Below are 12,053 nucleotides of genomic sequence, written 5' to 3' on the forward strand. Positions count from 1 at the left end.
GATTAGTGGGTAAAGATAAGTGAAAAGGCAAACTATCGGCTTTCAAGTGGTTTTAGTTTCAAAAGATCATTTGTTTCGTTACTTTTAAACTACACTAAAATCGACAGGTTATGAGGTACTTAAAAACATTTGCACTTGCATTAACAGTTGTATCGCTCGTATCATTTACAGTTCTTCACCACGGCTGGGCCGATTATGATCAAACCAAACCTGCTGATTTCAAGACTAAAATTGAGGAAGCGGTATACGAAAATCCGCACGTACTCGCGAAGGTTAAATACAAGAAAGATGTGATCACCGTATTTCTAGCCCCTACCAGCCGCATGACCGACCGCGGACTCACGGCTGATATGATCACGAAAGGTACCGATGTGAGATTGGTCGCTTATCCGCACAAAACAGAGAAAAATGAAATGCGCGCAGAACGCATTTTTGTGGACGGGAAAAAATTTGAGCTGCGCTAGTGGAATTACTCGAGTGGCTTGAAAAATCTTCCTGGGCTGTCGGTATCCGGCAATCTTTGTATCTATACCCGGTATTGGAAATCATCCATATACTGGGTATAGTTATGTTGGTCGGCGCCGCTTTTTTGTTTGATCTTCGTCTCTTGGGATTTTCCAAAAACTTGCCGGTAGCAGGATTGGCAAAGCATTTGTTACCCTGGTCTCAACGCGGCTTGATCCTCATTATTCCTTCCGGACTGCTGCTTTTCATCACCAATGCCCAAGCGCTGGGCACGGATTTCACTTTTTGGTTAAAGATTACATTGATCGCAGTTGGCGCATTAAATGCGTGGGTATTTCACAGATTTATTTACAAAATACCCGGAGTTACCCTCGGCGAAATCGAGCTTCCGGCTTCTTCCAAACTGTCTGCATTGATTTCGATTTCTGTCTGGATTGCGGTGGTTGCCTGCGGGAGGCTGCTGGCATATTGATGGTTTTTTTATTGTTCTTCGTTTTCAAGCTTCCTTCGTCCTCGCTCCTTTCTGCATTTGGCAAAGCTTCGCTGGTCATCATGTACCTGCATCAGGGATTGCAAATTGCATTGCGGGACCAAGGATATGCGGATACTAACTTGCGTATTGCAGTTGCACTTTTACTTCCCTTGCTCTTTTATCTGGCTGCAAATCATTGGAGTGTCAGCCGGGCTTTATTGCTCGGATCGCTTTCGGATCAAAAAAGTTTTTTGGGTAAATTTACAAGCCGGTCCCTATAAAGCGTGATAAAGAGCATGTAGGAATGTAATATTTTACCGGGTCCAATTTCGTTTGGGCTAACTATTACAAAATCAGCTCCACCAGCATATCGTACCGAACATCATGCAATGTATCTGAGAGCCAGTCTCTTACAATGTACTTGAAGAATAGCATCGGCGGTTCGTGCTGACTTACAGCATTCTGGAAATATTCAATGGCAATTTCAGTATCACCCAAAGTTGCATGCACAATCCCCATATCGTAATTTGATACTACCTGCGTTTTGCTCAATGCATTCATTTGGGTCAATATATCCCGCGCACTTTCATGCTCGCCGGACAGTCCGAACAATGCGCCGCAGGCACTTAATGTAATGCCGTTATAATTTATTTCGAGTGCCGTTTCGAGTGCTTCCTGAGCGGCGGGGTAATCTTTTAATGTGATCAGATTGGCGCCCGTGATCATGTGCCCGCCCCAGAAATTCGGTTCCAGCGCGGTTAGTTTTCTTCCTTGCGCAATCGCACTCTCGAAGTTGGCGGATAGCCAGTAAACATATCCTGCATAAAAGTTATTGATCAGCGAGAACGGTTCCAGTTCAAGTGCCGTCGCGATTTCTTTTTCGGCCATGGAAGCGTGGCCCAGCAGTCCCCAGTACAATGCAAACTGCACGTGCAGCTCGGCGGTATTCCAGTTCAGGTCGGTCGCTTTTTTGAATGCATTCGCCGCGCTGCCGAAATCCCATTCATACAGCATTTGCATTCGAGCCAATGCAATATAGCTTTCGGCAATTTCATCGTCGAGCGCAAGTGCCTGCGCGGTGGCTTCTTTCATCAGCGGCAATGCTTTTGCAGCAGGCATGTGCCTGTAAAACCACATATTCAGGTAGCAGGAGGCAATTCCGGCGTAGGCAATTGCATAAGTAGGATCGAGCTCAATTGCCGCTTCGAAGTAGCCGATTGCTTTTTGGTACTCGTCGCCTCCGGCAAATTTATTATGGTAAAACCGTCCGCGCAGGTAAAGCTGGTACGCATCCTTATTATTGGTATACCGCTTGAAAGTAAGCGCAGGCTCTTCGCCAAGTAGCTCCACTTTGATCGCGCCCAAAATAGCCAATCCAATTTCATCCTGAATATCAAAAATATCATCCAGCGCACGGTATTGCTCCGACCAGATCACCGTTCCGTCGGCTGCATGCACCAGCTGCGCATTGATCAGCAACTGGTTACCTTTACTCGCCACGCTACCTTTTAAAAAGTGTTTTACATTCAACTGCTCGCTAATCGATTGGAAATCCTCGCTGCTACCTTTAAAAGTGAACGAAGAAGTTCGGCCTGCTACCTGTAATCCAGGTACCCGGCTCAATACATTGATGATCTCTTCGGTGATCCCGTCACTGAAATATTCCTCTTCGGGATCGTTGCTGAGGTTGGCAAATGGCAATACGGCGATGGATGGTTGCATGGTCACTAGTAAGCGCTGAATTTCTGTTCAATTATGCCAATATAGGCAATTTTCGAATGTTTTCTGGCGGAGGTTGTATTCAATGGAGTTGCTTAGCTGGCTCTAATTTGTCGAATGGATGGTTATCCCATTGCGGAACCAGGGTAGGATTTTGACGGTTGTTAAAGGGAATATTGTTCACACTTTTAAATAAACAACCTGCATTTGATATGAAAATTGAACCAGTATATACCGCAAAAGCAACAGCTACCGGCGGACGGAATGGAAAAGTGAAATCCGAAAATGGTGTGCTCGACATTGATGTGCGGGTACCCAAAGAAATGGGCGGTCCGTCGGGCGAGTACCTCAATCCTGAAATGCTTTTTGCCGGAGGGTATGCTGCTTGTTTTGACAGTGCTTTGAGCCTGATCATGCGCCAGGAAAAAATTACGGGCGTAACTACTTCGGTGACTGCGGCTGTGAGTATTGGTAAAATTGAGAATGGCGGGTTTGGATTGTCGGTGGTGCTGGAAATTGAAGCACCGGGACTTGAAAAAGAGCAAACAGAAGAGCTCGTTAAAAAAGCACATCAGGTTTGTCCATATTCCAATGCAACCCGCGGCAACGTGGATGTGGAGCTGATCGTGAAGTAAGTATTTCAGCCTGAAGGCATTAATTCGAAAGACAGAAAAGACGTTCATTACTAGCCAAAAAGCCAAATTAGCGTTACCTTTGCGCCATAATTCGATACCATGATCTACTTTTTTGCAGACAAACAGAACACTGTTTTTGCGGTCCAGATAGAGCGAACGCTAACAGAATCAGATACTTCCAAATTAAGCTGGCTTTTTGGCGGCGCAGAACTCCGGGATGAACAAACCATCACGGAGTTTTTTGTTGGTCCGCGAGCAGCGATGATTACGCCTTGGAGCACCAATGCGGTGGAGATCACCCAGAATATGGACATTCAGGGTATCATCCGCATTGAAGAATTCAAGAAAGTCGACGCTGACTTTTCGGGTTTTGATCCAATGCTTTCGCAGAAATACAGCGAGCTGAACCAGGAGCTTTACACGATCAACATCGCGCCGGAGCCTATTAAGGAAGTGGAGGATATTGCTGCTTATAACAAGCAGGAGGGACTTTCGCTGAGCGATGAAGAAGTTGGGTACTTAGATAATCTGGCCGAAAAACTCAATCGCAAACTGACGGATTCAGAGGTTTTTGGTTTCTCTCAGGTTAACTCCGAGCACTGCCGCCACAAGATTTTCAATGGTGTGTTTGTGATCGATGGAGAGGAGCAGCCGGTTTCTTTGTTCAAATTGATCCGCAAAACTTCTGAGGCGAATCCTAATTCGATCGTTTCGGCATATAAAGATAACGTAGCATTTCTGGAAGGTCCGGTTGTGAGGCAGTTTGCTCCGAAACGGCCAGATGTTCCTGAATTTTACGAGATAAAAGATTTTAAATCAGTTATTTCCCTCAAAGCGGAGACGCACAATTTCCCGACTACGGTCGAGCCTTTCAACGGTGCTGCGACTGGTTCGGGTGGTGAAATTCGTGACAGGCTGGCGGGCGGACAAGGTTCACTTCCTTTGGCGGGAACGGCGGTTTACATGACTGCATTGTCGCGTTTGGAGGAAGGTCGCCCCTGGGAAAATGGTGTGGAAGAGCGTCAGTGGTTGTATCAAACACCCATGGATATCCTGATCAAAGCTTCAAACGGAGCGACTGATTTTGGAAATAAATTCGGTCAGCCGCTGATCGCAGGCTCGGTTTTGACCTTTGAACACGAAGAAAAAGGCCGCAAGTTGGGCTACGATAAAGTGATCATGCAGGCGGGTGGTATTGGTTACGGAAAAGCGGATCAGGCGAAAAAGTCGACTCCCGAAGTGGGCGATCAGATTGTGGTAATGGGTGGTGAAAACTACCGGATCGGAATGGGCGGCGCGGCGGTTTCTTCTGCCGATACCGGGGCGTTTGGCTCAGGTATCGAACTCAATGCGATCCAGCGTTCCAATCCTGAAATGCAAAAACGTGTTGCCAATGCAGTGCGTGGCATGGTGGAAAGCGATAATAATACCATCGTTTCAATCCACGACCACGGCGCAGGCGGGCATTTGAACTGTCTTTCGGAGCTGGTGGAAGAAACGGGTGGAAACATAGATCTGGACAAATTACCTGTCGGTGATCCTACACTTTCGGCCAAGGAAATCATTGGTAACGAATCCCAGGAAAGAATGGGATTGGTGATCAGCAAGGAAAACCTGGAAACGCTGAAACGCATCGCCGACCGCGAGCGGGCGCCTTTGTACCGGGTAGGAGAGGTGACTGGTTCGCACAGGTTTACATTCGAATCGGCCAAAACGGGCGCGAAACCAATGGACCTGAAAATGGAGGATATGTTTGGCAGCTCGCCGAAGACGGTTATGGCTGACAAATCCATTCAAAGAAATTATGAGCCGGTAACTTATGAAATCGGCAAGTTGCATGAATATCTGGAACAAATGCTGCAACTGGAAGCGGTTGCGAGCAAAGACTGGCTTACGAATAAGGTAGACCGTTGCGTGGGTGGCCACGTTGCCAAGCAGCAATGCGCCGGTCCGCTGCAATTGCCTTTGAATAATGTGGGCGTAATGGCGCTGGATTTTCAGGGTAAAGACGGCATCGCCACTTCGATCGGTCACGCGCCACTTTCTGCATTGATCGACCCGGCAGCGGGTAGTCGCAATGCGATTGCGGAGGCACTTTCCAATATTGTTTGGGCGCCATTAAAGGATAATCTGACGAGCGTTTCGCTTTCGGCAAACTGGATGTGGGCTTGCAAAAATGAAGGCGAGGACGCACGTTTATACAAGGCCGTGAAAGCCTGTTCGGAATTTGCGATCAGTCTGGGAATCAACATTCCGACTGGCAAGGATTCGCTTTCGATGAAGCAGAAATACAAAGATGCCGAGGTAATTGCGCCTGGTACTGTGATCATTTCGGCAGCTGGACATTGCGATGATATCACTGCCGTAGTTGAGCCTGTTTTGAAGAAAAGTGGCGGCTCGATTTACTATATCAACTTATCAGGCGATACTTACAAACTGGGCGGCTCTTCTTTCGCTCAGATTTTGAATAAAATCGGAGATGCTACGCCAGATATTCAGAATGCAGACCAGTTTAAGAATGCATTCAATACCATTCAGCCATTGGTCAAGGAAGGTAAAATCCAGGCGGGCCACGATATCGGCAGCGGCGGATTGATCACGACTTTACTTGAAATGTGTTTCGCAGATCGCGATCTGGGTGCTTCGATTGACCTTTCCGGTTTGGGCGATCAGGATATCATTGAAAAGCTTTTTGCAGAAAATATCGGTATTGTTTTCCAGGCTGAGGAAAGTGTGGAAAATGCTCTTGAAGCAAATGGAGTTAATTTTTATAAAATCGGAAACGTAAATCTGGCTTCGACTTTGACTATCAAAGACGCAGCAGGCAAATGGGATTTCGATATTGATCAGTTGAGGGATGTTTGGTTCAAAACTTCGTATTTGCTTGATATCAAACAAAGCGGCGCGAAGCTGGCGAAAGAGCGTTTTGACAATTACAAACACCACGTACTACGTTACAAATTCCCTGCGCAGTTTCACGGGAAAAAACCTGTTATTGATGAATCAAAACCTCGCCCAAAAGCTGCGGTACTACGTGAAAAAGGAAGTAATTCCGAACGCGAATTGGCCAATGCAATGTATCTGGCGGGTTTTGACGTGAAAGATGTCCACATGACAGACCTGATCTCTGGTCGGGAGACTTTGGAAGATATTCAATTCATCGGCGCAGTAGGAGGGTTTTCAAATTCTGATGTACTCGGTTCTGCCAAAGGTTGGGCTGGTGCTTTCCTTTATAATGACAAAGCCAGAGTGGCGCTGGAAAACTTCTTTAAGCGTGAGGATACCTTGTCGGTGGGTGTGTGTAATGGTTGTCAGCTTTTCGTAGAGCTTGGCCTGATCAATATGGGTCACGATGTGAAACCAAAAATGCTGCACAATGCAAGTGGCAAGCACGAAAGTATCTTCACCTCGCTGACGATCCAGCCTAACAAATCGGTAATGCTGTCATCTCTTGCAGGTTCAACTTTGGGCGTTTGGGTATCCCACGGAGAAGGTCGTTTCGAATTCCCGTATACCGAGGAACGTTACAGCATTGTAGCCAAATACGGGTACGAAACTTATCCAGCTTGCCCAAACGGTTCCGGCTTCAATACTGCGATGCTTTGCGATGAAACCGGCCGCCATTTAGTAATGATGCCGCACATCGAAAGATCACTTTTCCAATGGCATTGGGCGAATTATCCAGAGGGAAGAAAGGATGAGGTTAGTCCTTGGATTGAGGCGTTTGTGAATGCGCGGGAGTGGGTTGAGGGGCGGCCCGCGTAGGTAGGAAGGAGGAAAGGGAGTAGGGAGGAAGGTTTTATATTATTGGCCCGCTGCGATTTATATTGCAGCGGGTTTTTTGTGGGGGAAAGTGTAGATTTGGGGAATGGATTCTGGCACACTATTAACTTATCTGAATCATGGAAAGACCTGAGATCATTATTTATCAATTTGAAAATGGCAAGAGTTCGGTGGCACTTTATGCTCGGGATGGTGACATCTGGCTGAACCAAAATCAGCTCGCAGAACTTTTTGCCACCTCTAAGCAGAATATCAGTCTTCATATAATTAACATATTAAAAGATAATGAGTTAGACCGAAATTCAGTTGTCAAGGATTACTTGACAACTGCTTCCGATGGCAAAGAGTACAATGTGACTTTCTATTCTCTTGATATGATCCTGGCGATCGGATTTAGGGTGAGGGGCAACCGAGGTACACAGTTCAGGCAGTGGGCAAATCAGAACCTTCGCGAATATATGGTCAAGGGTTTTGTGATGGATGATGAGCGTTTGAAGAATCCTGATGGTCGGCCGGATTATTATGACGAGCTGGTTGCCCGCATTCGGGATATAAGAGCATCTGAAAAGCGGTTTTATCAAAAAGTACGTGACCTGTTTGCGCTCAGTATTGACTACGATAAGACCGACAAAGCCACACAAATGTTTTTCGCAGAGACGCAGAATAAGTTGCTATTTGCGGTAACTGGCGAAACTGCGGCAGAGCTAGTTTCCAGTAGAGCGGACGCTTCAAAACCGAATATGGGACTGATGAGCTGGAAAGGTAATGTAATTCGCAAACAGGATGTCCTGATTGCAAAAAATTACCTGAATGAAGATGAAATGGATAATCTGAATCGCTTCGTGACGGTGTTTTTAGAAACTGCGGAATTGCGCGCCAAAAACAGGCAGCAAATAAAAATGGATTTCTGGCGGGACAATATCGATCGTATCATTGAGTTCAATGACAAAGTTGTATTGCAAGGTCGTGGCAGCATTAGCAATGAACAAATGGAAGCACTCGCTTTCCAGGAATACAAAACATTTGATTTAAATAGAAAGCTAGAAGAAGCTCGGCAAGCCGACAAAGAAGACCTAGCCGAACTTAAAAAACTGGAAGATGAAATCAAAAGAATGAAAGCATAATCAAAAGCCGATCGCCGACAGCCGAAGTCACTTCCTCACATACACCTCCCGAATCTCCCGGTCAACGCCAAGACTGTCAATCTTTTCAAAACCAGTCTGCACAAGCGTATCTCCATTGATTTGGAGTTTGAAATGAAACTGATGATTTTCCCATTCGCGATAATTACAGTATTGCAGGTTCTCCGTATAATCATCACCTTTTAAAGTGTAAGTACCCGCACCAGCGTCAAAAACGGCGGTATCACCTTTGCCCTGGCGAGTATCGTGCTTCATGAAGCTGAAATGTGTATCCGTGATCTGCTTGATCATTTCCTGATCTTTGACGGGAAAGGTTTTAATGGTGTCTCCTTTTTCAATGATCTGGCTAGAGTGCAGGTGCCAGGTTCCGATGATATTTTGTTCTTTCGGTTGGTCTATGGTTTCTGTTTTCGAGGTGCATTGGGTTGCAAAGGCTAGGAGTACGAGGGCTGCGGGTTTGAGATTCATTTAGATTTTGAGGTAAAGGTTAAATGACGATATAAGGATATTTCGGTTAACCTCTACCTGTCCGCAATAATCTCATCTTCCCACCCGTACCAGCTTCCGCACCGTATAACTCTCATTAACCTTCAACCTGCAAAACAGAATTTCACCTGCATTATTTGACAAGTTTTTCACTTCATACTGCCACTTACCTTCTGCATGCGGGTTGTTCACTACTGTTTTCAAGATTTTACCCTGAATGTCAATAACCTCTAATCTCACGTGGCTGTTTTCTTCGGGCACGTCAAACGCAATAGTAAAACTGGAAGTAAATGGATTTGGGTAGGCGGTTAGTTCAAAGCCAGGCAGTTCCGGTTCTTTTTCATTTTCAATTTCATAGCCTTCACGCTGACTTTCGTACTTTCCGACGTTAAGTGCAGCTGATATGTGCCAGTTACCGGTCGCGTCTTTCATGTGACATTTGATACCAAGGTGTTTCCCGTCGGCAATGTACACACTTGCGTTTCCTCCAGGCACGCCGGGTGAATTCATACTCGTAGAGTTCCAGACATATTGGACTCCCCCACCGGGAGCAGTAAGTGTTCTTAATTCTCCATTTTTTGAATAGGTTAATTGCGGCACCCAGCTTGCGGCGATGGGATTAATCAAGGCTCCAATGCTGGCAAACCATTTATTCGCAAGCCAGGTAAGTCCTTTGATTGAACCCGGTCCTTCGTAAAAGTGAGTGGTATCTCCCCGGTATCTATTCACACCAACGATGTTGGTAGTAGCGCCTGAACTTCCGGTTACGTAATCTGTGTCCGGACCATTCAGGTTCGGGGCACCTGGTGCTGCATTGCCCTGACCTGTTCTTACGGTAGCATTCAACGGCCCCCATTTACTTATGGATGCCTTCGAGATATACCACGTGAGGTTGGGTGACCCAAAGTCAGCACGCGATTTTGCAATTACTGCCTGTAATTTGGCCTGGTAGTCCGCGGCGCTCGTTGCTTTGTAAATCGGATTGACGTTCAAATCTGCATCGGCCTCGCCTTGGTGCCACAGTACGGCTCGCACCCCGAATAGCGAGCCGTAAGAGTTTAATGCGTTTTTCAGTGTGGTGTAAGGCAAGCCGTAGTAGTCAGTTGGATTTATCGACGCTCCCGCTACATAACCCAAACACACCTGTGCTCCGGTATAAGGATGTTTTGCCTCAACACCGTCCGCGCCTTGTTTCCATTCAGTTACGCTTGATCCTGCAGTAGATGCGTTAAAAAATGCCACCGGCGTTCCTCCGGTTGCATTGGAAATTAGCTTGCCCAAAGTCGCATAAGCCCAGATGCTATTGCCTGATGGCCCTAATCTGCCATGCCGTTTTGCTTCATCAGGCGTATTCAATGAGAACATGCCGTTAAAGGCCCCGCTGGGGATATGTCTGGAGCAAGTATAATCATGAAAAGTGCCAACAATCCATTCAGGAATGTTGACGTTGCTGGGCAATAGATAAGCGTCATTTTCGACTCCCTGTGCATTAGACTGGCCTGCAATAAAAAATACGTCCCCTATTCCAAATTTGGCGGATGCATAGGGAATGCCATTTAGAAGAATTTCACACAAATACCACCCTTTGTTGACTGTCAATGTTGTATAATACATTCCATTTGCAGCGAGGCTCAGGTTTGTTGCAGGCCCTGCGGCTCCAACCACGCCTGTGGCACTAACAGCGCGAATCCTGTAACTCATTGTGACAGCGAGGGTATTATGAATTAGCTGACCGGCAATAGTGGCTGTGGCGCTGTTAAGTGTACTTCTCTGGATTACGGAATTATTGATCGGATATGATAATGTTACCGTTTGTGCATGGCCAATATTTGTCAAGAGGCAGGCGCATACGACTAGCCACTTTATGAAACTGTTCATTGTAGAAAGATTAGTTTGCTGAAAATAATTTAAAGCACTGTTTTTAGAGGCCGTTTGCCTTCACAAAACCAGCAATGTCGATCAACGGGATCTTAGCGCCATAATGCTTATTCAGCGCTTTGATCACTTCGTTCGAAATAATGGCCTGCCCAAGCGGCGTAGGATAAATTCCATCTGAGGAGAAGAAATTACCGTACGGACTTCCGTCTACCAAAACTCCGTCATCGGTTTTGTAACCTCCCTGATGAATGCGTTGATAAAGGTCAAATAGATCAACCACAGCGAGGTCTTTTTCCGCCGCATAATCCCTGATTTTCTGATTATAATATAGTGCAGGATCAGATTGATGGCTCTCAGTAGCATCGATAACCTCGATGTCAGTTAGATTAGCCGAAAAGGTGCCGCCCGCAAATCTCTTGCAAAGATTATGGAGCCGGGCCGTAGGTATCAGCGAAAACGGCATCATTAAATCGATCACTCCGTCAGCCACACCTTCGCGATCGAAGGTGATGTATGCGTTTTGAAATTTCTTCATCGAATACCATTCCATATAGGGCAAATCCTGGTATCTAGGAATTGTAAAAATGACTCCTTTTTTGCCATGTAGAACATAGTTGATTGAATAATCAGTAATCCTACCCGAGTACATGATCGAGCCATTGAAGGAATCATGAAATCCCCCGATCTGATTGGTCCTTCTAATTCCGCGCATCCAGCGGTCAAAAAATTCTTCGATAACAATAAAATTATACGGTAAATCTGTCGGTACATGCCCCTCGAGACGGGACGTGAGCAGCGTAGTTAGCGAGCAATTCTCACATCCCCAGCCGGGAACAAACCACTCCGTGCTTCCCCAGTATAGCCCGTAATTCGAGATCTTTCCCTGGTACTTCGGCATCGTCGCCGGCTTGCCTGGCAACACAGAGATCACATTGTTTGTAACCCTGTCCCACTGCGGATATCCGTCTGTCGTATTACGGTATACGTAATAGCCTGTTCCATTGAAATGCTCCTTTTCAAACAGCGGCATTGCGAAGTTCTTGATGCCCATTTGATGTGCGAGCAAGTTGGTGTAGTTCGTTTGCTGACTTTCCCTTGTAATACCTCCGTTCATGACACCAGCTGTGAGCCCGCCGCCAAATGCGACCATTTCCATTTCCTGTCCCGGTTTGAGAATGCGCCCGAAATCGGCTGTCGGAAGTGGAGCAGCCAGCCAATCTTCTATTTTGAGTGCAGGCTGCTTTTGTAGATTTTCATGGATCATCTCCGGATACTGCCCCATTGGGTGAATGCCCATAAACGGGCCGGCCGTCTTTGCGGAGTCTTCGGCAGTGGGAATATAAATGGGCTCAACGGGTTTGGGATCAGGCCAACTGTTGGTGGGCTTGTTGCAGGCAACGAGGGCGAAAACAAATAACAACTTCTTCATTTTTAATTTGTTTAAAGTGAATAAGTAAACACTGACTGACTGTT

10 protein-coding genes are annotated in these 12,053 nt (G+C 46.3%); 6 read left to right on the plus strand and 4 right to left on the minus strand.

Translation table 11 applies throughout. From position 1 onward, the window contains the following. Positions 1 to 110: 110 nt before the first annotated feature. The 3 genes from LZG94_RS06955 to LZG94_RS06965 are packed head-to-tail and all read left to right on the plus strand — an operon-like array spanning position 111 to position 1,218. Positions 111 to 464 (plus strand): DUF6152 family protein, encoded by a 354-nt coding sequence (locus tag LZG94_RS06955; RefSeq protein ID WP_233791203.1) that lies wholly within the window; start codon positions 111 to 113, stop codon positions 462 to 464. Continuing rightward, positions 464 to 937: a DUF6644 family protein gene (locus LZG94_RS06960; RefSeq protein ID WP_233791204.1), complete on the plus strand. Its 474-nt coding sequence runs from the start codon at positions 464 to 466 to the stop codon at positions 935 to 937. Before LZG94_RS06955 ends, LZG94_RS06960 begins: the two co-directional genes overlap by 1 nt. Continuing rightward, positions 937 to 1,218 (plus strand): hypothetical protein, encoded by a 282-nt coding sequence (locus LZG94_RS06965; protein ID WP_233791205.1) that lies wholly within the window; start codon positions 937 to 939, stop codon positions 1,216 to 1,218. The genes LZG94_RS06960 and LZG94_RS06965 overlap by 1 nt, the downstream gene beginning before the upstream one ends. Before the next feature lie 64 nt (positions 1,219 to 1,282). Here the strand turns inward: LZG94_RS06965 and LZG94_RS06970 are convergent, their stop codons facing one another. Beyond that, a complete protein-coding gene (locus LZG94_RS06970; RefSeq protein ID WP_233791206.1) occupies positions 1,283 to 2,659 on the minus strand; it encodes a FlgO family outer membrane protein in 1,377 nt (458 codons plus the stop codon). Between the two features lie 209 nt (positions 2,660 to 2,868). On the opposite strand from LZG94_RS06970, the gene LZG94_RS06975 reads away from it, so the two are divergent. The 3 genes from LZG94_RS06975 to LZG94_RS06985 all read left to right on the plus strand — a co-directional run bounded on the left by LZG94_RS06975 (position 2,869) and on the right by LZG94_RS06985 (position 8,198). Next, complete coding sequence (locus LZG94_RS06975) at positions 2,869 to 3,291, plus strand: organic hydroperoxide resistance protein (RefSeq protein ID WP_233791207.1); 423 nt, start codon at positions 2,869 to 2,871, stop codon at positions 3,289 to 3,291. A gap of 99 nt (positions 3,292 to 3,390) precedes the next feature. After that, on the plus strand, positions 3,391 to 7,056 hold the full coding sequence (gene purL, locus LZG94_RS06980) for a phosphoribosylformylglycinamidine synthase (RefSeq protein ID WP_233791208.1): 3,666 nt from the start codon (positions 3,391 to 3,393) through the stop codon (positions 7,054 to 7,056). A gap of 137 nt (positions 7,057 to 7,193) precedes the next feature. Then, positions 7,194 to 8,198 carry a virulence RhuM family protein gene (locus tag LZG94_RS06985; RefSeq protein WP_233791209.1) on the plus strand — a complete coding sequence of 335 codons (1,005 nt, stop codon included), beginning with the start codon at positions 7,194 to 7,196 and terminating at the stop codon, positions 8,196 to 8,198. Positions 8,199 to 8,225: 27 nt separating this feature from the next. Here the strand turns inward: LZG94_RS06985 and LZG94_RS06990 are convergent, their stop codons facing one another. The 3 genes from LZG94_RS06990 to LZG94_RS07000 form a co-directional block, all read right to left on the minus strand. Continuing rightward, the gene (locus LZG94_RS06990; protein WP_233791210.1) at positions 8,226 to 8,684 is read right to left on the minus strand and encodes a lipocalin family protein; all 459 of its coding nucleotides are present in this window, start codon (positions 8,682 to 8,684) and stop codon (positions 8,226 to 8,228) included. Between the two features lie 72 nt (positions 8,685 to 8,756). Next, entirely contained in the window at positions 8,757 to 10,580 is a 1,824-nt protein-coding gene (locus LZG94_RS06995; protein ID WP_233791211.1) for a sialate O-acetylesterase, read from the minus strand. 43 nt (positions 10,581 to 10,623) lie between these two features. Then, on the minus strand, positions 10,624 to 12,009 hold the full coding sequence (locus LZG94_RS07000; RefSeq protein WP_233791212.1) for a hypothetical protein: 1,386 nt from the start codon (positions 12,007 to 12,009) through the stop codon (positions 10,624 to 10,626). Positions 12,010 to 12,053: the final 44 nt, after the last annotated feature.

The sequence above is a fragment of the Dyadobacter sp. CY343 genome (assembly GCF_021390335.1).
In the GTDB taxonomy this organism is placed as follows: Bacteria; Bacteroidota; Bacteroidia; order Cytophagales; family Spirosomataceae; genus Dyadobacter.

Bases quoted from the DNA above. Each gene is read 5' to 3' on its own strand.
- LZG94_RS06955 (WP_233791203.1), top strand. From the start codon at position 111: ATGAGGTACTTAAAAACATTTGCACTTGCATTAACAGTTGTATCGCTC.
- LZG94_RS06965 (WP_233791205.1), top strand. From the start codon at position 937: ATGGTTTTTTTATTGTTCTTCGTTTTCAAGCTTCCTTCGTCCTCGCTC.
- LZG94_RS06970 (WP_233791206.1), bottom strand. From the start codon at position 2,659: ATGCAACCATCCATCGCCGTATTGCCATTTGCCAACCTCAGCAACGAT.
- LZG94_RS06975 (WP_233791207.1), top strand. From the start codon at position 2,869: ATGAAAATTGAACCAGTATATACCGCAAAAGCAACAGCTACCGGCGGA.
- purL (WP_233791208.1), top strand. From the start codon at position 3,391: ATGATCTACTTTTTTGCAGACAAACAGAACACTGTTTTTGCGGTCCAG.
- LZG94_RS06985 (WP_233791209.1), top strand. From the start codon at position 7,194: ATGGAAAGACCTGAGATCATTATTTATCAATTTGAAAATGGCAAGAGT.
- LZG94_RS06990 (WP_233791210.1), bottom strand. From the start codon at position 8,684: ATGAATCTCAAACCCGCAGCCCTCGTACTCCTAGCCTTTGCAACCCAA.
- LZG94_RS06995 (WP_233791211.1), bottom strand. From the start codon at position 10,580: ATGAACAGTTTCATAAAGTGGCTAGTCGTATGCGCCTGCCTCTTGACA.
- LZG94_RS07000 (WP_233791212.1), bottom strand. From the start codon at position 12,009: ATGAAGAAGTTGTTATTTGTTTTCGCCCTCGTTGCCTGCAACAAGCCC.